This is a genomic window from Neorhizobium sp. T25_27 (genome assembly GCF_002968565.1).
GTDB classification, from domain to species: domain Bacteria; phylum Pseudomonadota; class Alphaproteobacteria; order Rhizobiales; family Rhizobiaceae; genus Neorhizobium; species Neorhizobium tomejilense.
The window spans coordinates 172,113-195,435 of sequence record NZ_PVBJ01000004.1 but is presented as its reverse complement, the minus strand read 5'-3'; the positions used below and the strand labels follow the sequence as shown (position 1 = coordinate 195,435).

At 61.4% G+C, this 23,323-nt stretch carries 17 protein-coding genes; 6 read left to right on the top strand and 11 right to left on the bottom strand.

Annotated elements, in window-relative coordinates; translation table 11 throughout:
• Window positions 1-12: 12 nt before the first annotated feature.
• Entirely contained in the window at window positions 13-2,604 is a 2,592-nt protein-coding gene (locus C5J24_RS14210; RefSeq protein ID WP_172723975.1) for a DUF1217 domain-containing protein, read from the bottom strand.
• 304 nt (window positions 2,605-2,908) lie between these two features.
• Here C5J24_RS14210 and C5J24_RS14205 point away from each other — a divergent pair, with 304 nt between their 5' ends.
• Window positions 2,909-3,475, top strand: a complete 567-nt coding sequence (locus tag C5J24_RS14205) for a DUF6101 family protein (RefSeq protein ID WP_037084360.1) — start codon at window positions 2,909-2,911, stop codon at window positions 3,473-3,475.
• Between the two features lie 80 nt (window positions 3,476-3,555).
• On the opposite strand, the gene ubiA is transcribed toward C5J24_RS14205, so the two are convergent.
• The 4 genes from ubiA to C5J24_RS14185 form a co-directional block, all read right to left on the bottom strand.
• Window positions 3,556-4,506: a 4-hydroxybenzoate octaprenyltransferase gene (ubiA, locus tag C5J24_RS14200; protein ID WP_105418687.1), complete on the bottom strand. Its 951-nt coding sequence runs from the start codon at window positions 4,504-4,506 to the stop codon at window positions 3,556-3,558.
• A 123-nt stretch (window positions 4,507-4,629) separates the two neighbouring features.
• Entirely contained in the window at window positions 4,630-5,439 is an 810-nt protein-coding gene (locus C5J24_RS14195; RefSeq protein WP_105418685.1) for a MipA/OmpV family protein, read from the bottom strand.
• A gap of 100 nt (window positions 5,440-5,539) precedes the next feature.
• Window positions 5,540-6,796: a cyclopropane-fatty-acyl-phospholipid synthase family protein gene (locus C5J24_RS14190; RefSeq protein WP_105418683.1), complete on the bottom strand. Its 1,257-nt coding sequence runs from the start codon at window positions 6,794-6,796 to the stop codon at window positions 5,540-5,542.
• Between the two features lie 170 nt (window positions 6,797-6,966).
• Window positions 6,967-9,264, bottom strand: coding sequence for a Tex family protein (locus C5J24_RS14185; RefSeq protein ID WP_105418681.1), 2,298 nt, complete (start codon window positions 9,262-9,264; stop codon window positions 6,967-6,969).
• A gap of 226 nt (window positions 9,265-9,490) precedes the next feature.
• Here C5J24_RS14185 and C5J24_RS14180 point away from each other — a divergent pair, with 226 nt between their 5' ends.
• From C5J24_RS14180 to C5J24_RS14160, 5 genes are all read left to right on the top strand, one after another.
• Window positions 9,491-9,700, top strand: a complete 210-nt coding sequence (locus tag C5J24_RS14180) for a hypothetical protein (RefSeq protein ID WP_105418679.1) — start codon at window positions 9,491-9,493, stop codon at window positions 9,698-9,700.
• Window positions 9,701-9,846: 146 nt separating this feature from the next.
• On the top strand, window positions 9,847-11,118 hold the full coding sequence (gene purD / locus C5J24_RS14175; RefSeq protein ID WP_105418677.1) for a phosphoribosylamine--glycine ligase: 1,272 nt from the start codon (window positions 9,847-9,849) through the stop codon (window positions 11,116-11,118).
• A gap of 101 nt (window positions 11,119-11,219) precedes the next feature.
• Window positions 11,220-11,738, top strand: a complete 519-nt coding sequence (locus tag C5J24_RS14170) for a plant virulence effector HPE1-like domain-containing protein (RefSeq protein ID WP_105418675.1) — start codon at window positions 11,220-11,222, stop codon at window positions 11,736-11,738.
• Window positions 11,739-12,017: 279 nt separating this feature from the next.
• Window positions 12,018-13,871: a methyl-accepting chemotaxis protein gene (locus C5J24_RS14165; protein WP_105418674.1), complete on the top strand. Its 1,854-nt coding sequence runs from the start codon at window positions 12,018-12,020 to the stop codon at window positions 13,869-13,871.
• 398 nt (window positions 13,872-14,269) lie between these two features.
• Window positions 14,270-16,123: a methyl-accepting chemotaxis protein gene (locus C5J24_RS14160; RefSeq protein WP_105418672.1), complete on the top strand. Its 1,854-nt coding sequence runs from the start codon at window positions 14,270-14,272 to the stop codon at window positions 16,121-16,123.
• Window positions 16,124-16,189: 66 nt separating this feature from the next.
• On the opposite strand, the gene C5J24_RS14155 is transcribed toward C5J24_RS14160, so the two are convergent.
• The 6 genes from C5J24_RS14155 to C5J24_RS14130 all read right to left on the bottom strand — a co-directional run bounded on the left by C5J24_RS14155 (window position 16,190) and on the right by C5J24_RS14130 (window position 23,193).
• On the bottom strand, window positions 16,190-16,504 hold the full coding sequence (locus C5J24_RS14155; protein WP_105402043.1) for a DNA-binding protein: 315 nt from the start codon (window positions 16,502-16,504) through the stop codon (window positions 16,190-16,192).
• 1 nt (window position 16,505) lies between these two features.
• Window positions 16,506-16,826 (bottom strand): type II toxin-antitoxin system RelE/ParE family toxin, encoded by a 321-nt coding sequence (locus C5J24_RS14150; RefSeq protein WP_105418670.1) that lies wholly within the window; start codon window positions 16,824-16,826, stop codon window positions 16,506-16,508.
• A 48-nt stretch (window positions 16,827-16,874) separates the two neighbouring features.
• Window positions 16,875-19,217, bottom strand: coding sequence for a glycine--tRNA ligase subunit beta (gene glyS, locus C5J24_RS14145; protein ID WP_105418668.1), 2,343 nt, complete (start codon window positions 19,215-19,217; stop codon window positions 16,875-16,877).
• 88 nt (window positions 19,218-19,305) lie between these two features.
• A complete protein-coding gene (locus C5J24_RS14140; protein ID WP_371674312.1) occupies window positions 19,306-21,237 on the bottom strand; it encodes a DUF2207 domain-containing protein in 1,932 nt (643 codons plus the stop codon).
• A 42-nt stretch (window positions 21,238-21,279) separates the two neighbouring features.
• A complete protein-coding gene (locus C5J24_RS14135) occupies window positions 21,280-22,554 on the bottom strand; it encodes a 3-phosphoshikimate 1-carboxyvinyltransferase (RefSeq protein ID WP_105418664.1) in 1,275 nt (424 codons plus the stop codon).
• A gap of 87 nt (window positions 22,555-22,641) precedes the next feature.
• A complete protein-coding gene (locus tag C5J24_RS14130; protein ID WP_046611032.1) occupies window positions 22,642-23,193 on the bottom strand; it encodes a LemA family protein in 552 nt (183 codons plus the stop codon).
• Between the last annotated feature and the right edge of the window lie 130 nt (window positions 23,194-23,323).

Genomic DNA, 23,323 nt, shown 5'->3' with positions numbered 1-23,323 from the left:
ACCGGTTAGCTCTCAGCTCATCCTGATCTGGGACAATGCCCACAGGGTATCCGAGCTGATGCCCGCCGAGCCGCCGCCGCCACTCAGGATGCTCACCGCCGATGCCGTGTTCACACTGTTCTCCAGATCGTACATGATCGTGAAACGCTGCACCAATTTCCTCACCTTTTCCGGATCGGAAAGGTCTTCGAGATCGAGCTTCTTCTCCACTATCTTGGCCTGCTGATCGACATCCATATTGCCGATTTCCGGAGGCAGGCTGAAGGTGATGCGGAAGAACTCCATCAGCGCCTCGTCGCCGAGGATCACGTAAGGATCGGTGATGCTGTCGGACATGCGCTCGAAATAGAGCGCGAGGCGGACACCCGGATTTTCCTCGCCCTGCTGGGTTTCGAGCATCTGGCGGACGTAAAGGTCCTGGGTCGCGACAACTTCGCCGCCGTTCTGGGCCTCGCCTGCGGCGCTGCGGTCGATCTCGCCCTTGGAATCGAAGTTGAAGGTGCCGACGATCTGTGCAAACCGCTTGTCCGTCTGGGTATTGACGAAGCTCTCGGGATCGGCGGGATCCGAGTTGAAAGCTTCCTTCAAGAAGTCGTTGGTGACCGTGGAAGGATCTATCCCCTTGGAGATCATCAGGATGTCGAGCGTCTTGCGGTCGGCCAGCAGCTCGTCGCGGCTGCCGATACGCTGCATCGCGGCGGTATAATATTTCGCCTCGGTCTGGGCTTTCTCCCTGGCCGCCTTGAGTTCGTCGCCTTCCATGAACCGGCTTTGGCGCAGGATATAGTCCTTGGCGACATTGGTGATCGCCGCATTGGACTGGAGCAGCACCTGCCGCGTGACGCCCCCTTTTGTGTCGAAGTTGAAGAACTTGGCAAGCGAGACGAAGCGCTCGTCCTTCAGCTTGTAGATATAGCTGTTCGGATCGGAAAGGTCGCTTTTCAGGGCTTGCTTGATCGTCAGTTTCGAAACAGTCGTCGGGTCGAGGCCAACCGCCTCAAGAGCAAAGTCGAAGGAGTCCTGGGCGTCCTTGTGCAGGAAGTCGTCAAGCGTCTTCACCTCAAAAAGCCTGAGCTTGTAGAACTTGATGGTCTTGTCGAGATCCGCTTCCTGCTTGTCGTCCCAGCGGCTCATGTAGTTGCTGCGGGTGGAGCTGGTCTGCAATTCGTCCTGGGCCTGGCCGGCGGCGACGGTACCGTCGGTATTGAAATTGAAGGCCTTCGCCAGGTCGAGATATTCCGGATTGGTCGCGCCGAACCGATTAGCGTAGCTGTCCGGATCGGAGAGGTCGCTCGTCAAGATCTGCTCGATCGTCGATTTTACGACCGTGGCCTTGTCGAGATTGAAGGCAACCCTGATATATTTGAGAAGTCGCGGGTCGTCGATGAAGTCGCTGATATTGTCCGCCGTCTTGAGCTCCTGCTCGAAGAGCTCCTGGTTGAACATCGCCTCGGCATGCGTGATACGGGTCTGCTTGTTGAAGAAGCCGCCGACGATCTCCAGCAGCTTTTCCGGGGTGACCGCGCCGCCTGCAGGCACCGAGCCGTCCGCATTGAAGTTGAAATCCTCGGCAAGCGATTTCATCAAGCCGAGATACGGCGCATCGGACGCCCCGGCGGCGATGAGCTTTGCTAGTTCGGCGCGCCGCTCGGCCGTCTGGGCGATCGGCACCAGCCTGCCATCCAGCTCGGTGTAACGCGTCTGCGATGTGGCAAGAGTGTCCTGGTCCCTCTGGATCGCCTCTACCGTTTTTGTCAATTCCACCTGCATAGCGTCGATCTGGGATTGGACCGCCGCGGGATCGCTGCTGCCGGGCAATTCAGCCTGCTTGGCGGCGATCTGTGTTTCGAGATCGGTTTTCCTCTGCTGGCCAAGCGCGAGCGAATCCTGCAGAGCGGGAATGCCGGTACTGAGGCTCAGCCGCTCGGCAAGCTCACTGTCCTCGGTTTTCATCGCATTATGCTGGTCGAGAGTGTTGCCGTAGGCGGTGTTGTAGAAGCTGGTCGGGTCGGCCGGATCGCTAACCAGCACGCCGCGGATCGCATTGTAATTGTAGTATTTCGTATCGATGCCATAGGCAGTGAACAGGTAATCGCGGAGCCTCGGATTGGCCAGCAGCTGATCGACGTTGGTGATATTGCCGGTATCGCCCAGCATCGCCTTGAAATAACGGGTGTCGTCCTCGAACACATCGTTCTGGGCGGCGATCGTCTGGTCATAGGTATCGAAGAGCTCCTCCATCTGCCCATTGGACTGGGCGGCGGCCCCTTCTCCGTTGGAAACGCCGAAATTGAAGGCTGCGGCGATATTCTGATATCGATCGTCGGTCAGGCGGTTCGCAAAGCTGTTGTCGTCGCTGAGATCGCTTTCCAGCACCTGCTTCATGAACGCCTTGGCGTAGATCATGTCATCCAGGCCATGGGCCTGCATCGCATAGGAATAGAGACGATAGTTATCGAGGAACTCGTCGACCGTTTTAATCTTGCCGATATTTTCCTGGTAGTATTTCGTGTCGCTGACGACCATCGTCTGCCCAGCAATCGTCTTCAGGCTTTTCTGCATGTCGCGATTGACAAGATCGAAGGTGAGATAGGTCGATACCACGGAAAGGCCCCACGAGTCGGAATGATGCTGCCGCAATCATCGCGACCTAGCCTTGCCCGGGGCTTTTCTGGGCGTTCCGGCGTCCCGCCGGGATTGTCCCAGGCCTGCACAGGAATGCCGCGATTCACCTTCCGGAAACCCAAAAGCGTGCCCTTTCGCTAACCATCCAGGCAGGCAAGGCTTCTTTAACCGCTATTTTTAAGCAGTCTCGAACATGGCCCGCCCTATGCTTTGGCTATCAGAGGACAAAAGTCCCGTAGAGAAACCGGCAACGGCTCTCAGGTAAAACAAGGGTAGCATATCGATGACCAACACTGTTCTGAAGCCCGTTTGGGCAGGGTCGACATTCAGGCTCGATCCGTCTCGTTTCCCGCAGCAGGTTACCTATGCGCTGCGCGAGACATCAGGAGATGTCTCCATCACCATCGACGAACGCGGCGCTGTGCTGCGTAAGATCCTTCCCGCAAGCGGCCTGCCACTCTCCTTCGCCTTGCCCGCCCGCGCCTTCAAAGGGGTTGCGGCCCGCGCCATAGACCACGGCGACGGCGAGGTGACGGTCACGCTCGAACTGCATCACGACGATCCGGATCTGTGCATTCCGCTGCTCGTCGCCCACGACCTCTGCGACATCGCCGCCGACTGGCGGAGCTGGTCGGACGCCTATCGCATTCCAATGCTGATGGTGGAAGCCGACGGCATCGCCCGGCCGCTGGAAAACCACATCGGCGACGTGCGCACCAATGCCGTCAGGCAGCGCCGCCGTCATTCCTATTTCGCGGCTCGTCGCCCGCGCTTCCTGGTCCGCCGCACCACCGGCAGCCTCGGCGTGACGATGAAGATCGAAGGCAAGGAAATTATCGCGCGTCGGTAGGGCTTTGCTTGTCCCTTTGTCCACCGCCCGCGCGATAAGGTGGGAGAGAGCCCGATCCTCAAGCGGTCGGGCTTTTTCCATTAAAGGGCGAGCGACAGGGCGAGGCCGGCAAACAGGATCGCGCCGACCCGGTTGTTCGACTTGAAAAGCTTCAGGCACTGGTCGGCATTGTCGATATCGAGGACCAGAACCTGCCAGCCGAACATCAGCGCCGCGGCGGAAAGGCCGAGATAGGCCAGGAAACCGACGCCGGCCGATCCGAAAGCGAGCAGCAGGAAGACGAGCGTCAGGCCGTAAAGGCCGATCAGCCAAGGCTTGGTATTGTCGCCGAACAGACGCGCGGTCGAGCGTACCCCGATCAGCTCGTCATCCTCCTTGTCCTGATGGGCATAGATCGTGTCGTATCCGATCGTCCAGGCAATGGCGGCAAGATAGAGCCAGATGGCCGCAAGCGAGAGACTGCCGAACGTTGCGGCCCAGCCCATCAGCGCGCCCCAGGAAAAGGCGACGCCCAGGAAAAATTGCGGCCAGTCGGTAAACCGCTTGGCGAACGGATAAATCGCCACCACTGCCAGGGACAGGATGCCGAGCAGGATGGTGAAAGCGTTGAACTGGACAAGGACGAGCAGACCGATCAACGCCTGCACGGCGATGAAGACCTTGGCCTCGAAGCGGGAGACGCGGCCGGAGGGCAGCGGCCGAGAGCGGGTGCGCGCCACTTCCATGTCGATGTCATGGTCTACCAGATCGTTATAGGTGCAGCCGGCGCCGCGCATGGCAACCGACCCCAAGAAGAACAGCACGAGGTGGAAAAGCAGGAGACCGAGAGAAAACGCGCCCTCCTCTTGGGCAGCGTTCGCCGCCAGTGCCGCTGACCAGAAACACGGCCACATCAGAAGCTGCCAGCCGATCGGCCGATCCCACCTTGCAAGCTGCGCATAGGGCCAGGCCGGCCGCGGCAGAACGCGGTAGACCCAGTTGTCGGATGGAGCGTCGGCCACGCGGCCGCTGAAATCGTCGGCGTTCGTCATGGCCGGTTCTAGCGCCGGCCGAACGTTGCGGTCAAGCCGGCGCTCTGTCGCCTCACAAGCGCGGGAGAGCCGCGCCTTCCGTCGCGAGCACGCTCACGCCTTAAGGCATAGAAGAGCTACGCCTCAGGGAAGCGAGAAGCCGAATTTGTAGCTTGCCGAAACGCCGAACATCAGCTGGTTCTTGGAACCCCGCTCGCGCACCAGGCTGCTGTCGGCGACATCGCCCGTCAGCCGCTTGTATTCGGCAAACGAGGTGAGCTCGAGCTGTTCGGTCGCCTTCCAGGTCAACGCCGCGCCGACGCCGACAGAATGCAGGCCGCTGCCCGGGTCGTAGGCGGAGAGGCCCGACGCTGCGGACTCGCTCGGGGTGACCTTGTAATAGGCGTCGTTGTAGCCGTTGCTTGCCCAGGTCGCCCGCGGACCGCCGGAAAGCCTGAGATCCGGCTGAAGATCCGTGAAAGCATCGACGGAGACATCGGCGACGACGCCGTCATGGCTGCGGATGCCCTGGCGGATTTCGGCCCGGGCGCGGATCCAGTCGGTCGGATAGATATCGATGAAGCCGCCGAGTTCGCCGCCGAGCTTGACCTCCTTCAGGCCCTTCAGGTCATCTGAGGTATCGCCGTCGCGCGGCATGATCAGCTTGGCCGCCACGCCGGCGCGGATCGAACCCTGGTCGATCAGCGCGAACGAGATGCTGTCGTTGCGGGAGGAGAAACGTGCCTGTTTACTGTTCTGGCGGCCGAGCGAGATGATCGGCGAGAACTGCAGGCTGCGGCCGTTGTCACCCTCGAATTTCGGCGCGACGAAACCGGCGCCGCCGAGCGTCAGGTACCAGTCGCCGGACCAGAAGCCTTCCTGGGCCGCGGCGCTGCCGGGAGAAACGATCGAAAAGACAGAAATGAAAAGGGCAGCCCGAAGAGGCAGGGACATGGCAATGGATCCTGAAAACGCAAAACAGAACAGAGACCCCACTGGGGATTTCTGTTCTATTATCGCATTTCCATTGCCAGCTTGTTAACCAAGCGGAAGTTCAGACGGCAACCTTGTCGAGCGGGATGCGGCTTTCTTCGAAGGCCTTGAGCTCCGCCTCGCGCTCGTAGATGTAATTGCGGTTGTCGGGAACGGCCGTGCGTTTCTTGACGATCTGCATCTGGAAGATGAAGAAGCTTTCGTGGGTGAAGGCCATTTCCGAACCGGCCAGATAGAACTCCCACATCCGCACGAAACGATCGTCGTAAAGCGCCGCCGCCTTGTCCTTGTTGGCGATGAACCGCTCGCGCCAGTGGCGCAGCGTATGGGCATAATGCATCGGCAGGATTTCGATGTCGGAGACGAGCAGGCCGGCCTTCTCGACCGCCGGAATCACTTCCGAGATCGCCGGAATGTAACCGCCCGGGAAGATATATTTCTCGATCCAGGGATTGTTGATCAGGGCCGGATAGGGCTGGCCGATCGAATGCAGCACCATGACGCCGTCATCGGCGAGCACGTCGTTCACCTTGTCGAAGAACTTTTGATAGTTCAGCCGGCCCACATGCTCGAACATGCCGACGGAAACGATACGGTCGTAACGCTTGTCCGGGGCTAAGTAATAATAGTCCTGCAGTTCGAAGCGGACGCTGTTGGCAAGCCCGCGCTTGGCGGCGCGCTGGCGGGAAATCTTGAGCTGCTGGGTCGAGAGCGTGATGCCGGTCACATCGACGCCGGAAGATTCCGACAGATACATGGCCATGCCGCCCCAGCCGGAGCCGATCTCCAGCGCCTTCTGGCCCGGCTCGGCAAGCAGCTTGGCGACGATGTGGCGCTTCTTGGCGATCTGCGCCTCGTCGAGCGAAATCCCCGGCGGATTGAAATAGGCACAAGAATATTGCCAGTCCTCGTCGAGGAAGAGCGAAAACAGCTTTTCGTCGAGGTCGTAATGATGGGCGACGTTGCGCCGATTGTGGTTGATCGGCACGCGATTGCGGAACTGGGAAACCAGCACGCGGGCGATGCCGCGCCAGATCATCCCGAAGGTCAGGCCTTCGCTGAGGGTATTGTCCTTGATAAGCGCCAGGAACTCGTAGATGTCGCCGTCATCGATGACGAGACGGCCATCCATGTAAAGCTCGCCGAGCTTCAAAGGAGGATCCGCCACCAGTTCGCGTTCGGCGGCCTCATCGATAAAGCGTATCGAAACGGACCGCCCACCGCCGCCGCCATAACGCTGCTCGCCGGCCGAACCGCGTACGATCAAAGTTCCAGTCTTGATGATTTTGCTGAGAAGATTGTGAAGGGACGAGGCCACGGACCCACCTCCAAGAATACTAAGGATGCCTTACTAATCCAAAATCTAGTCGTTTCTGTGCGACTTTCAAGCACATTGCAGCCATGAAAATGACATAAAAAAACAGGCCGTCAAACCCCTGGCTGACGGCCCGCACGCTGTGATTGAGATTTTCCGGAAGCCCGTGAAATTTACTTGCGTTTTAAAGCTTCTGCGAGTGCTGCACCAAAAGCGCCCTGAGATGAAGGTTTTTCAGTTTTCATCATTTTCGGGTTAACCGGCCGGACGTCGCGGTCTCCGCGGGGAGCGGGTGCTGCCTCGCCGCCGTCCTTGCGCATGGTCAGCGCTATCCTCTTGCGCTTCACATCGACCTCGACGACGCGGACTTTGACCACGTCGCCGGCCTTTACCACCTCATGCGGATCTTTGATGAAGCGGTCGGCGAGCTGCGAGACATGGACCAGCCCGTCCTGGTGCACGCCGATATCGACGAAAGCGCCGAAGGCGGCGACATTGGTGACGGTGCCTTCGAGCATCATGCCCGGCTTCAGGTCGGTGATCTCGTCCACGCCTTCGGCAAAAGTGGCGGTCTTGAAGCTCGGGCGCGGGTCGCGGCCGGGCTTTTCCAGTTCGGCGATGATATCCTTGACGGTCGGCAGGCCGAAGGTCTCGTCGATGAACCGCTTCGGGTCGAGCGCCTTGAGCGCTGCGCTGTCGCCCATCAGCGAGCGGAGGTCACGGCCGCAGGCGGCGACGATCTTCTTGGCGACGCCATAGGCTTCCGGATGGACGGCGGACGAATCCAGCGGCTCCTTGCCGTTCGGGATGCGCAGGAAGCCTGCCGCCTGCTCGAAGGTACGGTTTCCGAGACGGGCGACCTTCAGCAGGTCCTTGCGGCTCGAAAAAGCGCCGTTCTGGTCGCGATGGGCGACGATCGCCTCGGCAATCGACCGGCTGAGGCCGGAGACGCGGGCGAGCAGCGGCGCGGACGCCATGTTCAAATCGACGCCAACCGCATTCACCGCGTCTTCGACCACCGCATCCAGCGAGCGGGACAGTTTTCCCTGGTCGACATCGTGCTGGTACTGGCCGACGCCGATCGATTTCGGTTCGATCTTGACCAATTCCGCCAGCGGATCCTGAAGGCGGCGGGCGATGGAGACGGCGCCGCGCAGCGACACGTCGAGGCCGGGGAATTCGAGAGCGGCAGTTTCCGACGCCGAATAGACCGATGCGCCGGCTTCCGAGACGATGACCTTGGTGGGTTTCTGCCCGGGCAGGTTCAACAGCATGTCGGCGACCAGCTTTTCCGTCTCGCGGCTGCCGGTGCCGTTGCCGATGGCGATCAGCTCGACATTGTGTTTGCGGACCAGCGAGGCGAGCTCGGCCTGGGTGCCGCGGATGTCGTTCTTCGGGGGGAACGGATAGACGGTGGTGGTTTCCAGCAGCTTGCCGGTGGCATCGACGATCGCGACCTTGACGCCGGTGCGGATGCCCGGATCGAGGCCCATCGTGGTGCGCGAGCCGGCGGGTGCGGCGAGCAGCAGGTCCTTGAGGTTGCGGGCGAACACGTGGATCGCCTCCTCCTCGGCGCGCTCACGCAATTCGCGCATCAGGTCGAGTGACAGCGAGACCGAGAGCTTGACACGCCAGGTCCAGCCGGCGGCTTCCATCAGCCAACGGTCGGCGGCCCCACGGTCGCGGATATCGAAGGCGAGCGCGATGATACGCTGGGCGGGTTTTACCGGCGACGGATCGTCGTGATCGACTTCGATCGTCAGCGTCAGAAACTCCTCGTTCCAGCCGCGCAGCATGGCAAGCGCGCGGTGGCCGGGAGCGGTTGCCCATCGCTCTGAATGATCGAAATAGTCGGAGAACTTGGCGCCGGCCTCCTGCTTGCCGTCGACCACCCTGGCCTTCAGCGTCGCACCGGCCCGCATATGCTGGCGCAGCCGGCCGAGCAGGTCGGCATTTTCGGAGATCGTCTCGGCGACGATATCGCGGGCGCCTTCGAGCGCACCCTTCACGTCGGCGACCTCGTCCTTGACATAGGCTTGCGCCAATACCGCCGGATCGGCGCTGCGGTCGGCCCAGATCGCTTCGGCCAAGGGTCCGAGGCCACGTTCGCGGGCGATCTCGGCGCGGGTGCGGCGCTTCGGCTTATAGGGGAGATAAAGGTCTTCGAGCTCGGCCTTGGTTGTGGCCTTGCCGATCTTTGCGGCAAGCTCGTCGGTCATCTTGCCCTGCGTATTGATCGAATCGACGATGGTGGAACGGCGTGCTTCGAGCTCGCGCAGATAGACCAGCCGTTCAGACAGGTTGCGGAGCTGCGTATCGTCCAGCCCGCCGGTCACTTCCTTACGGTAGCGCGCAATGAACGGCACGGTGGCGCCCTCGTCGATCAGCCCGATCGCGGCGGCGGCCTGTTCGGGACGGGCATTGATTTCCGCGGCAATCGCGGCGGCAAGGAAACGGAGATCGGCGGCCATGGGCGTCCTCGTTCAAATGGGAGGCGCGACCATAGTCGAAGTTTGTGGCAAGGCAACGTGGCGAATGCCGGTTCCACAATTTGCTTGGCGCCAACCGTGCCGGAACGAGACACGAGGTGACCGATTGCTAACCAAGGCCCTGTGGAAAAGAACCAACGCACTCTCACCTCCGGCAAGAGGCTATTAAAATCATTCCGCCGCATGATGTGGCCGAATGGAGATACGAATGCCCAAAAACGCCGCCAGGACACTGGCATTTGACACGGCGGTCGCCAATGAAGAGCTAGAGGCTGCCATTTCCTATCTCGAACAGAAGCTGAACGATGCGTCCCTTCGGAACGAACCGGTGCCTTTCCTCGCCTATCGGAACAGGGTGATCTTCCAGACGACACTGGACATCCGACGTGGCGCCAAAAATCGGCGCGGTGAATTCTGACCTTTATCGAACGCAACGGCCTCCCATCGAAACGCCATGATGGCCACAAGATGGGAGGCCACCTAAGCCTTGGCCCTTGACCTTTGCCTCCCCTCCCCTTAACCGCCGCGCAAGGCCAAGGTTTTCAGCGCAGGCGAGGGCAGGACATGAAAGTTCTCTTGATCGGTTCGGGTGGACGCGAGCACGCGCTCGCCTGGAAACTCGCCCAGTCTCCGAAACTCGGCAAACTCTACGCCACCCCCGGCAATCCCGGCATCGCCGATCATGCCGAACTCGTATCGATCGACATCGACGATCATGCCGCCGTCGCGGCCTTCTGTCTCGACAACGCAATCGGTCTCGTCGTCGTCGGGCCGGAAGCGCCGCTCGTGGCCGGGCTTGCGGACCATCTCCGCGCCAAGGGCATTGCGACCTTCGGTCCTTCCGCAGCCGCCGCCCAGCTCGAAGGCTCGAAGGGTTTCACCAAGGATCTCTGCGCCCGCTACGATATCCCGACCGGCGCCTATCGCCGCTTCACCGACGCTGCCGAGGCCAAGGCCTATGTGCACCAACAGGGCGCACCGATCGTCGTGAAGGCAGACGGGCTTGCCGCCGGCAAGGGCGTCACCGTCGCCATGGTGCTCGACGAGGCGCTTGCCGCAATCGACGACTGCTTCGACGGCGCCTTCGGGTCTGCCGGTGCCGAAGTGGTGGTCGAAGCCTATCTGGACGGCGAGGAGGCAAGCTTCTTCTGCCTGTCCGACGGCAAGTCAGCGCTGGCGCTGGCGACGGCCCAGGACCACAAGCGGGTCGGCGACGGCGATACCGGCCCGAATACCGGCGGCATGGGCGCCTATTCGCCCGCTCCCGTCATGACACCGGACATGGTCGCGCGCACCATGAAGGAGATCATCGAGCCGACGATCCGCGGCATGGCCGAAAGTGGGCATCCCTTTACCGGCGTATTCTTCGCCGGATTGATGATCACCGCCAAGGGTCCGGAACTGATCGAATACAATGTCCGCTTCGGCGATCCCGAATGCCAGGTGCTGATGATGCGGCTGAAGAGCGACCTGCTCGACCTGCTGCATGCGGCAGCGACCGAAACGCTCGACCAGGTTTCCGCCGAGTGGAGCGACGACGTGGCGCTGACCGTGGTGATGGCCTCCAAGGGTTACCCGGGCGCCTACGACAAGGGCACCCGGATCGCCCACCTGCCGGAGGATGCTGCCGGCGGCAAGATTTTTCACGCCGGGACGGCCCTCAAGGACGGCAAACTTGTCGCAACGGGCGGCCGCGTGCTGAACGTCACGGCGACCGCCGGGACCGTCGCGGATGCGCAGGCGCGCGCCTACAGGCTCGTGGACCAGGTCGAATGGGAAAACGGCTTCTGCCGCCGCGATATCGGCTGGCAGGCAGTGGCGCGCGAAAAGAGCTGAGTGCCGGAAACGCCAAGTTCATTCAAAATTTACCGATTATCCAGACGGGATAGAAACGAAGCGGCGGTAAACATTGGGGACCTCAAGAAGGATTCCCGGTCATGCGTCTCGTTCTGGCTACAGCTCTGGTGTTTGCAAGCGGTTCCGCTTTCGCGTCCTCGATCACGGTGATCAACAGCGCGCACCAGCCAAGCGTCAGTATCGTCACTAAGACCTGCGCAAGCTGCCCGGTCGCCGTGGCCCCGAAATCCGACGAGGCGGCCTACAAGGTTCCCGATCTGCCGGCCGGCACCCAGAAGACGGAAGTCATCGAGATCAACGGTGAGAAGAAGCTGGCGCGCACCGAAGCCTGGCTGGGCGGCTCGCCGGTGGTTCATGTCAGCAAGCTGCCCCAATGGATGGCCGAGGAAAAGGCCATTGCCGAACTTCACCCGACGACCAACGGCTCGACCCAGACGCAGATCGTCGCCGCCGAAGCACCGAGTGATGGCATCGATACCGACGCCATGACCAGTGCCGTGAAGACAATCGGCGACGCGTCGGTCGGAATTGCCGAAGCTTCGTTCGCGCCGAAGCCGCTGGTCCTCGACATGTTCGAGCTGCGCATCAACCGGTTCTAAGTTAGAAAATCATTATATTTACATAGCAGAAAGTGCTTCTGGAACGCCGTTTCACGGCATGCGCGCAAATTGTGCATCGTCAAATCCGACCTGCCCAAAATATTTGCGTTCGGGGCTGTCAAGACCCCGATAATTAAATTTTTATTCAAATGTTCGAGATCACTCTCGCGTCATAGTGCGATGTAAGCACGTGACCGGCGCAGGACGCGCTTCCCCAAAAACTTCGCCCCCGCTCCGGCTCCTCCGGGAGAGTTCGGCTGCCTGAAAGTGAGTCGAAACATGAAGAATCTCAAGATTTCCCACCAGTTATTGACCATGGTGGCAGTGCTCATGGTGGCTTTTACCGCCGTCACCTACTATCAAATCCGCACGTCGATCGCCTCCATCTATGCCGAGCGCTACGAAATGCTGCGCACCCAGGTGGAATCGGGCATTTCCATCCTGCAATCCTATTACGACCGGGAAAAGTCGGGCGAGCTGAAGCGCGAGGACGCGCAGAAACTGGCTTACGCAACCGTGGCAGGGATCAAATACGAGCCGGCCGGCTACATCTTCGGCCTGAACTACGAGACGGTGACGCAGTTCCACTTCAATTCCAAACTGATCGGCGTGAACCAGAAGGGTCAGCCGGACAAGATGGGCAACCTGTTCCGCGAAGAGATGGTCGCCAAGGGCCGTGCCGGCGGCGGCGTCACCACCTATTACTGGGAAAAGCCCGGCATGCCGGCTGACAAGGTCTTCGAAAAGGCCGCCTATTCCCGCGCCTTCGAGCCTTGGCAGCTCATTGTCGGCACGGGCGTTTACACCGACGACCTCGACGCCAAGATCAACAAGGCGATCCTGGAAGTGGTCGGCATCGGCTTCATCGCCTTCCTGTTCGCACTCGGCGTCGCCGTCCTCGTCATCCGCAACATCACCAAGCCGCTGGCCGCCGTGCACACGGCCCTGCAGGCCGTCGCCGATGAAAATGTCACCGCGACGATCCCGCATACGGACATGTCGAACGAAGTGGGCATGATGGCGCAAGCCACCCAGGCGCTGCAGGAAAAGATTCGCGAACGCCATGCCATGGCCGATCGCGAGGAAAAACAGAAGACGGAACTCGATCGCGAGCGCCAGCAGAATGTCGATATGCAGCAGCAGGAAGCCGCGCTGCAGACCCGTGTGGTCTCCACCATCGGCGAAGCGCTGGAAGCGCTTGCCCAGGGAGACCTCACCGTCCGCTGCAGCGATCTCGGAGCGCGCTACGAGACGCTGCGCCATAACTTCAACGAAGCGCTCGCCCATCTCGAAGCGGCGATGAGCAAGGTCAATGCCAAGGGCATTGACATCGGCGGTTCGAAGGAAGAAATCCGCCGCGCCTCGAGCGAGCTGTCGCAACGCACCGAACGCCAGGCCGCCAATCTCGAAGAGACGTCCGCGGCTCTCGACGAACTCACCGTCGCCGTTCGCCAGACGGCCGAAGGTGCACATGAGGCAGCACAGCGCGTCACCTCGGTCAGCGCCGAGGCCACCCGTTCCGACCAGATCGTCGCCCAGGCGATCGACGCGATGGGCGGCATCGAACATTCGTCGGACGAGATCTCCAAGATTATCGGCGTCATCGACGATATCGCCTTCCAGACCAACCTGCTGGCCCTCAATGCCGGCGTCGAAGCAGCCCGCGCCGGCGAGTCCGGCAAGGGTTTTGCGGTCGTCGCCCAGGAAGTGCGCGAACTGGCCCAGCGCTCCGCCGCTGCGGCCAAGGAGATCAAGGACCAGATCTCGCGTTCTTCCGGACAGGTGCAGAACGGCGTGCGCCTCGTCGGCGAGGCTGGCGAAGCCCTGAAGCGGATTTCCAACCAGGTGAAGGCGGCGAGCGACATCGTCGGCAAGATCGCCCATTCGGCTTCCGAACAGGACACCACGCTGCGCTCGATCTCGTCATCGCTGAACCAGCTCGACGCGGCCACCCAGCACAATGCGGCGATGGCGGAAGAAACGACCGCCTCGGCCGAGGCGCTTGCCGCCGACACCGATGAACTGCTGAGCCTGATCAGCAGCTTCCGCATCAGTGCAGGCCACGACACCGGCTACAATGCCGGCGCCGGCAGCCTCAACCGCGTCGCGCAGAAGATGCGCCGCGCCAGCTAATCAAAGTTAGTCGGGGGACGGGGAACCGCCGGGTCGAAAGATCCGGCGGCTGCATCATAAGAGATAATAAGCCACATAATAGAAATTCAACTCAAGTATATAATGCATGGACATTAAATACTATTTCCAAACCGCTTCAGCTTATTGAGCCTTGATGCTCAAATTTCTTTTTTTTGGCGACAGCTTTAAACGTACTTCCTCGTAAAAACATACGCATAATTTCTCTGGATTGTTAAATATCATCCCTGAAATTCGCTTTTGTTAAATTTTTATTCAAATATTGCATCATATTCTCTCGGGTGTGCGATGCAGCACATTTCCACGCGCAGAAGCGCCTCTCCATTCAGAATCATTCTTCCAAGTCGCTCGAGGCGAGCTCAATCACTTATGGAACGAACATGAAAAACCTGAGGATTTCAAACCAGCTCGTCCTGCTGGTTCTGGCCCTGATCGCCGGCTTCGCTGTCGTGACCTATTTCCAACTCCAGACCTCGACGCGCGCTATCTATGCCGAGCGGTATGGAATGCTGCGGACCCAGGTGGAGTCAGGTATCGGCATCCTCAAGAAGTTCCAGCAGCGTGAGGCGGCCGGTGAGCTGACGCGCGCAGAAGCCCAGAAGCAGGCCTTCGCCGCAGTCTCCGCCATGAGCTTCCAGCCCGACGGCTATCTCTTTGCCTATGACTACGACGTGAAGATGCTGATGCATCCCGATCCGAAGAAGGTCGGCGAGAGCGGCAAGGGCAAACCTGATTCTGCCGGAAAACTGTTCCGCGACGAAATGGTCTCCGTTGGCAGATCCGGCGGCGGAATTGTCGATTATATAAGCACGACCAAGCCCGGCCTGCCTGATGGCGACTTTTCGAAGAGCTCCTATGCGAAGGCATTCGAACCCTGGCAGATGGTCCTTGCGACAGGCGTCTACACCGACGACCTGCAGGCACAGATACGCGGAATGGTGCTGGACGCACTCGCTATCGGTGCGCTCGCGTTGATAATCGCCCTTGCGGCTGCCTATGTGGTAATCCGCGGCATCACCAAGCCGCTCGCCGCCGTGCATGGCACGCTTCAGGCGGTCGCCGACGAAAACGTCACGATCGCCATCCCGCATACGGACATGTCGAACGAAGTGGGCATGATGGCGAAGGCCACCCAGGCGCTGCAGGAAAAGATCCGCGAACGCCATGCCATGGCCGATCGCGAGGAAAAGCAGCGCCAGGAGCTCGACCGCGAACGCCAGCAGAACCTCGCCGGCCAGCAGCAGGAAGCCGCAAGCCAGGCCCGCGTGGTCTCCACCATCGGCGAAGCGTTGGAATCACTCGCCCAAAGCGACTTGACGATCCGCTGCGGCGATCTCGGCCCGCGTTACGAGACGCTGCGCCACAACTTCAACGAAGCACTCGCCCATCTCGAAGCGGCGATGAGCAAGGTCAATGCCAAGGGCATCGACATCGGCGGCTCGAAGGAAGAAATCCGCCGCGCCTCGAGCGAGCTGTCGCAACGCACCGAACGCCAGGCCGCCAATCTCGAAGAGACGTCCGCGGCTCTCGACGAACTCACCGTCGCCGTTCGCCAGACGGCCGAAGGTGCACATGAGGCAGCACAGCGCGTCACCTCGGTCAGCGCCGAGGCCACCCGTTCCGACCAGATCGTCGCCCAGGCGATCGACGCGATGGGCGGCATCGAACATTCGTCGGACGAGATCTCCAAGATTATCGGCGTCATCGACGATATCGCCTTCCAGACCAACCTGCTGGCCCTCAATGCCGGCGTCGAAGCAGCCCGCGCCGGCGAGTCCGGCAAGGGTTTTGCGGTCGTCGCCCAGGAAGTGCGCGAACTGGCCCAGCGCTCCGCCGCTGCGGCCAAGGAGATCAAGGACCAGATCTCGCGTTCTTCCGGACAGGTGCAGAACGGCGTCCGCCTCGTTGGCGAAGCCGGCGAAGCCCTGAAACGGATTTCCAACCAGGTGAAGGCGGCGAGCGACATCGTCGGCAAGATCGCCCATTCGGCTTCCGAACAGGACACGACGCTGCGCTCGATCTCGTCGTCGCTGAACCAGCTCGACGCGGCGACACAGCACAATGCGGCGATGGCGGAAGAAACGACCGCCTCGGCTGAAGCGCTTGCCGCCGACACCGATGAACTGCTCAGCCTGATCAGCAGCTTCCGCATCAGTGCAGGCCACAATACCGGCTACAATGCCGGTGCCGGCAGCCTCAACCGCGTCGCACAGAAGATGCGCCGGGCCAGCTAATTAAAGTTAGTCGGGGGACGGGGAACCGCCGGGTCGAAAGATCCGGCGGTTTTTTTGGGGTTAAGATCAGGCGGCGGCCACTGCCAGGTGGATGCCCGAGCTTTCCTGCAATTGCCGGATGACATTGAACAGATTATCGGCGCGCGGATTGCCTTTTGGCCCGAACATTCGCATCAGGCTCTTGGCCGGCATATCGACCTTTTCGGCCAATGTCTCGAAACCGATCGTAGCGTTGATGAAGTCGCGCAGCACGCTCTTACCGGTTTCGAGATCGCCTTCCAGAAGAAGTTCGACCGCATCCGAAAGCAAAGCGGCGCGAAATGCCGGATCCTGATCCAGCCGGGCCTTCACCGTTTCCTTGAATTCGCGTGTCAGGGCCATATCAGCTTCCCTTCCTGGATTTGTAGTTCTGCCAATAGCCAAGCGCGGTCTCGATATCATTTTGCTGGCGCTGTTTGGTCCCGCCGACCAACAGGATCACCAGTTGCTCGCCGTCCCGACCGAAATAGATCCGGTAGCCGGGTCCATAGTCGATCCGGTATTCCAGCACTCCGGCGCCGACCGACTTCACGTTCGAGAGGTTGCCTTGTCCGATCCGCGCCAGCGCAATCGTCACCTTCGAGGCCGCACGGGACTCGATCTTCGAAAACCACCGCCCGAAGGGGCTCGATCCATCTGGTTCAAGGTATTCGGTGATCTTCATTGGATGATGGTAACATATGCGTCACCATCATCCAATAGCGTCGGATGTTCAGCCGCTGATCTTGGAAAAGTCCGCGACGGTCGCGGTCGCTTCGCGGATGGCTTTCAGGAGCGCCAGGCGGTTGGCGCGGATGGCGGTGTCCTCGTCGTTGACGAGCACATCCTCGAAGAATTTGTCGACGGGGACACGGAGTTTCGACAGGGCTTCCATGGCCGAGCGGAAGTCTTCCTTGGCGACGGCCTCGGCCGCTTCCTTCGAGGCGACGGTGATGGCTGCCCAAAGCGCCTTTTCGGCATCGAGCCTCAGCAGTTCCTCGGAAACGCCATCAGCAACAACGGTGCCCTTCTTCTCTTCCGCGGCGAGCAGCTGCACGGCGCGCTTGGTGCCGGCGAGCAGGTTCTTGCCGTCTTCCGAGGTGATGAACGCCGTCAGCGCCTCGACGCGCCGGGCGACCATCAGCAGGTCGTCGGAGTCGGGCGTCAGGACGGCGTCGATCAGGTCGTGGCGGGCGCCCTGATCGCGGAGATAGACTTTGAGGCGGTCGTGGAAGAAGGAGAGGAGGTCTGAGGCCTTATCCCAAGCAATCGGCCCCATGACTTCCGCCAGCACCTCAGCGCTTGAAGGTCCCGTCAATCTGTCCCGTATTTCCTCGAAAGCCTCCGGGGAAAGAAGTCCGAACTCTACCAGCCTTCTAGCATTCTCCACCTCAGGCAAAGCACTGTCGAACTGCCAAGCCACTGTTAGGATTGCAAGTGTCTTCACCATTTGAAAACGAAGTGCAACGCGGACGTTCCGTTCCAGCAGGATGCGCACCACACCAAGCGCCGCACGACGCAGCGCATACGGATCCTTCGAACCCGTCGGCTTTTCGTCGATCGCCCAGAACCCGACCAGCGTGTCGAGCTTGTCGGCAAGCGCGACGGTCAAGCCGACCTTATCCTCGGGTAGGCGATCCGAAGGGCCGTTCGGCTTCCAGTGATCCTCGATGGCAGCGGCAACGGAGGCATCCTCGCCCTGCAGCAGCGCGTATTTACGCCCCATCAGGCCCTGCAGTTCAGGGAATTCGCCGACAGCTTCGGTGCGCAGGTCGGCCTTGGCCAGTACCGCGGCGCGATCCACGAGCTTCGGATCAGCACCAACGATCGGAGCCAGTTCCTTCGCCAAAGCACGGATGCGTGCCACGCGCTCCCCCTGCGTGCCGAGCTTGGCGTGGAACGTCACGTTCAGCGCGTCGAGCTTTGCCATCCGCTGGTCGAGCGGCTTTTCCTTGTGCAAGCCGAACTTTTTGAATGACTCCTCAAGCGTGTCGAGATCGGGCATGTCGCCCTGGTCGCGCGTCCAGAAATGCTTGGCGTCGGAGAGACGGGCGCGCACGACCTTGCCGTTGCCGTGCATGATCTCCTTGCCGCCGTCCTTCGCCTCGATGTTCGAGATCAGGATGAAGCGGTTCGAAAGCCCTTCCCCGCCGGCCTGCGGGCGGGTGACGAAACATTTCTGGTTGGTCTTGATAGTCAGGCGGATGATTTCGGAGGGGATTTCGAGATAATCCTGTTCGAACTCGCCCATCAGCACATGCGGCCATTCGACGAGCCCGGAGACTTCCTCCAGAAGGCCCTCGTCCTCGACCAGATCGAGGCCGTTGGCAAAGGCGAGATCGCGGGCGTCGTGCAGGATGACGTCCTTGCGGCGGTCGGCATCGAGCATGACCTTCGCCTTTTCGAGGCTCGTCACGTAGTCGTCGAAACGGCGCACGGTGATGGCGTCAGGCGCGTGGAAACGATGGCCGTAGGTGATGTTGCTGGCGGTCAGCCCGTCGATCTCGAAGGGGATGACCTGGGTCTCTTCATGTTCGGGACCGAAGACGCAGACGATCGACTGCAGCGGGCGCACCCAGCGCAGGCTTTCCGGGCCCTTGCCGTCGATGCCGGCGAAACGGGCGCCTTTCGGCATCGAGGCGGCACCCCAGCGCATCGATTTCGGCCAGGGGAAATTGCGGATGATGCCGGGCATCACCTCGGCGATGATGTCTTCCGCCGGACGGCCGGGCCTGGAGATGACGGCGACGTAGAAATCGCCCTTCTTCGGGTCGTTGACGACCTGCGCTTCCGAGATCGACGACAGGCCTGCTCCGCGCAGAAAGCCGGCGATGGCGCCTTCCGGCGCGTCGGTGCGCGGACCCTTGCGTTCCTCGCGCTGATCTGCCGAGCGGGCCGTCAGGCCGCGGATATCCAGCGTCAGGCGACGCGGCGTCCAGTATTCGCGCGCACCCTCATAGGTCAGACCCGCTTCCACCAGCGCGTCGGTGACGAGCTTTTTCAGGTCTCCCGCCGCCTTGCGCTGCATGCGGGCGGGAATTTCCTCCGAGCGGAGTTCGAGAAGCAGATCGGGCATCGATAATCAACTTTTTGATGATTGTTCAACAGGGCGTGGCCTTAGCAAGCCCGCCGCCAAAAGTCACCAGCCGGATTGGGGAAAGTGTTTACCAGCCGCCTCCGCCGCCGCCGCCTCCCCCGCCGCCGGACGAACCGCCGGAAAAGCCGGAGGAGGAGGACGAGGATTTTGGGGCGGGGATGGTCGAGGCGATGGTGGAGGCCATCGAGGAGGAGAAACCGCCGATGCGGTCGCCGAAATTGGATCCGTAATTGCCGCTATACCAGCCGGGCGCATAGGCGCCGGCGGCAGCGCCTGCCGCGGCGCTTGCAAGCCAGGTCTCGAATGTGTTGCTCCACGGCTTTTCGACGCCGAGCGCTACCGCATAGGGCAGAAGCTTTTCGAAATGCTGCGGCGACATGGTAGGGGCGCCGGCCGTGTTCATGCGGTCCTTTTCGGCGAGCGTCAGGTAGATGCGCAGGCCCTCTATGCCATCCATCAGCTTGCGGCCGAGCGGCGTCGGCGCACCTATCAGGAAGAAGAAGATGACGTTGGCGAGCACGATGCCGCCGACCGAGACCAGGATCGGCCAATGCTCGTTGCCGGTCATCTCCGACAGGACCGCCACGAGGATGGCCGAGCCGATCGAGATCGCAACGAGGCCGATGACGCCGAGGATAACGACCGAGACGATTTTCGATAACAGCGACGAGCCGCGGCGGAAGCCCTTGCCGAAACCGACAGCAAGGAAACCGAAGACCACGGCAAAAAACGCGGGGATGATCAGCATGGCGATCATGTCCGGTTCGAGATTGCCGAACACCAGCAAAGCCACGATGGAAAGCACGCTCAGGATGACGCCGCCGATCACGTAGCCCTTGTTGCCGTTGTAATATTTGCCGCGATGTTCCTTCTCGATCGCCTGGCGGAAGCTCGCGCCGACCGACTGGACAGTGGTGCCGTGGGCCTCGTCGATGATCAGTTCCTGCCCCTTGGCCCCGATGGAGCCAAGGATCGAGGCCTGGCCGATCGGCACCGTCCTCGGCACTGCCTTGTCGGTGCGCCGGATGACGATCTTTTCCGCGAGATCCTCCAGCGTCACATAACCCTTGACCGCCAGATCGAGCGCGCTTGCGGCAAACGCCGTCCAGCCGCCGCCGGAAAAGCCCTTGTTGTCGATGTAGTTGACGAGGGCCGGCGACAGCCCCTCCGGCGCATCCCAGCGCGGCACGACGACGCCTCGATCCGGATCGCGACCGACGCGGACCCAGAACGCTGCATAATAACCGACGACGAGGACCAGGCCGACGATCGAGATGATCGTCCCGATATTGTCGCGCCACCACCACGCGCTTTCCTGATCCCGGGAGGGAGGAGCTACAATCCCCTTGGGAAAGCCCGCGACGATCGTCAGCCCCTCCTGCGCGCCGAGCGGTCTCGTGGTCGAGAACACTGCCTGATTGCCGTTCGCCTGCATGCGGGCATTGCGAGCGGTGGAGCCGAGCGGGCCGGTATAGGCGGCGGTCTGGTTTATCCGGGCGCTGCCCGGCAGTGTCACCCGCGCCGAGGCCTGGGCGATACGGAATTCCCAGCCATTGCCGGTCGCGTTCCAATAAAGCTCGTCGTGGTCGTCGAAATAACGGATCTGACGGTCGGTCTTGTAGGTGAAGACGAAGGTGTGTTCGCCATCCCGGAGGAAGACGTCCTTGTCGCCGGAATAGATGCGGATGCCGCCGGTGACGCTTTCGGTATGGAACGGTTCGGGCTGGCTGTCGCGGGTGACGGAAACGACCTCGAAGCCGACCCGCACGGTGCGGCCAGCCGCATCCGTCATGGTCAGCGGGAAGTCGCGAAACAGGCCGCGCTTGATCCTGTCGCCTTCGGAATTGGCGACGATCGTTTCGGCAACCGTCAGGTCGCCGTTTTCCGCGACCTGGATGTCGGAATGATAGGAGCGGATATATTCTTCCGCGGCGGCGGGCAGCGCCGCCGACAGGGAGAAAAGCAACGCCAGGCCAAGGCCGGAGAACCACCGCATCACGACATTCCTCCTCTTCGGCACCAGCCGATCCGGGTTTTCCGCTTAAACTATGTCCGTGTATTCGACGCCGAGCGAGGCCAGTACATCCCAATAGCTGGGGAAGGTCTTGGCGACGCAATCCGGATCGAGAATGGTAACGCCGCCGATCATCAACCCCGCCAGCGCAAAGCTCATGGCGATGCGGTGGTCGGCGAAGGTATTGATCTCGGCCGGCAGGGTCTGGCCGGCAAGCGACGGGTCGGAGGCGACGATCAGGTCGTCGCCCTCTTCCGTCGCAAGGCCTTCGCGAATGGCGTTGAGGCCGAGCGAGAGCGCCCTCACCCGGTCGCATTCCTTGACGCGCAGGTTGGCGATACCGGTAAAGCGCACCGGCGTCTCGTTGAAGGCGGCCAGCACCGCGAGCGTCGGCACCGCATCCTGCATCTGCGAACCGTCGATTTCGGCCGGCAGGTGGGGGAATTGTGCGATCACTTCGTAAGCCTTGGCATCCGGCTGGGTGAAGGCGGTGGCCGCCACGCCGAGATCGATGGCACCGCCGGTCAGCACCTCGGCGGCCCAGAGATAGGTGGCGGCCGACGCGTCCGGTTCAATCACGAAATCCGCCGCGCTATATCCGGTCGGCTCGACCTTCCAGGTCGCAGCATCGTTCTGCTCGACCTTGGCCCCGAAAGCCTGCATGGCGGCGAGCGTCAGGTCCACATAACCGCGGGCGCCGATTTCCGCGCCGGCCAGCGCAACCGTCAAGGGGGCGTTGGCGCCTTGGCTGACAAGCGGCCCCGCCATCAGCAGCGCCGAGACGTATTGGCTGGAGAGACCGGCATCGATCTCGACGCGGCCGGAGGCGAAATGGCCATTGCCGCGAACCGTCACCGGCGGGCAGCCGGTCGGCGCTTCGGCATCGATGCCGAGCGATTTCAGGGCGGCGACCAGCGGGCCGATCGGCCGCTTGCGCATGTGTTCGTCGCCATCGACGACGACGGTGCCCGCAACGGAAGCGACAGCCGCCGTGAGGAACCGGGTCGCGGTCCCGGCGTTGCCGAGGAACAGCGGGGTAGAGGGCGGCAGAAGCTTGCCGCTGCCGGTGACGACAAAGGTGGTCTCGTCCGGCTCGTCGACCGAAACGCCCATGGCCCTCAAAGCGTCGGCCATGTAGCGCGTGTCGTCGCTGCGCAGGGCGCCGGTCAACCGGCTGGTGCCGCTGGCAAGGCCTGCCAGAAGCAGCGCACGGTTGGTGATCGACTTGGAACCCGGCGGCATGGCGCGTCCGGAAAGCGGCTTGCCCGGCGGCAGGATGGTGAGTTTGGCTCTACCCATGATATTCGTCTCTTAACGCCAATGGAATGCCGCAACGAGCGGCCGACCGCGCTCTTAAACCGTTGCGGCACGAAGGTCCAATGGCGGATTTCAGAACTTGACGGTCGGGACCGCCCGATCGGCGGCGTTCTCGATCTCGAAATACTCGCGCTTCGAGAAGCCGAACTGGCCGGCGACGAGGTTGTTGGGGAAGCTCTCGACCTTGACGTTCAGATCGCGAGCCGCACCGTTATAGTACCGCCGCGACATCTGGATCTCGCTCTCGATGGTTTCGAGCGAGGCCTGCAGTTCGGAAAAATTCTCATTCGCCTTGAGATCCGGATAGGCCTCGGCAAGCGCGATGATCTTTCCGAGTGCCTGGCCGAGCAGGCCTTCCGCCTGGGCGCGACCGGCCACATCGCCTGCCGGCACCGCCTGCGCCTGGTTGCGCAGCTTGACGACTTCCTCGAACGTGCCCTTTTCGTGCGCGGCGTATCCCTTGACCGTCTCGATCAGGTTCGGGATCAGGTCGGCGCGGCGCTTCAACTGAACGTCGATGCCGGACCACGCCTCCTCCGCCATCTGGCGGGCTTTGACGAGGCCGTTGTAGATCATAACGACGTAGAATGCGACGAGAACAATTATGCCGATCAAAATGTACATCTGAGTCTCCTGACTTGCCATTGCGATGGGACAGTAGAGGCGTGGTATAAAAAAGTGGTTGAAGTCATCGATTATTTTTCACGGTCAATTTTTTGACTTACCGCAAAGTCCCGACCGTCCGGATGCCCTA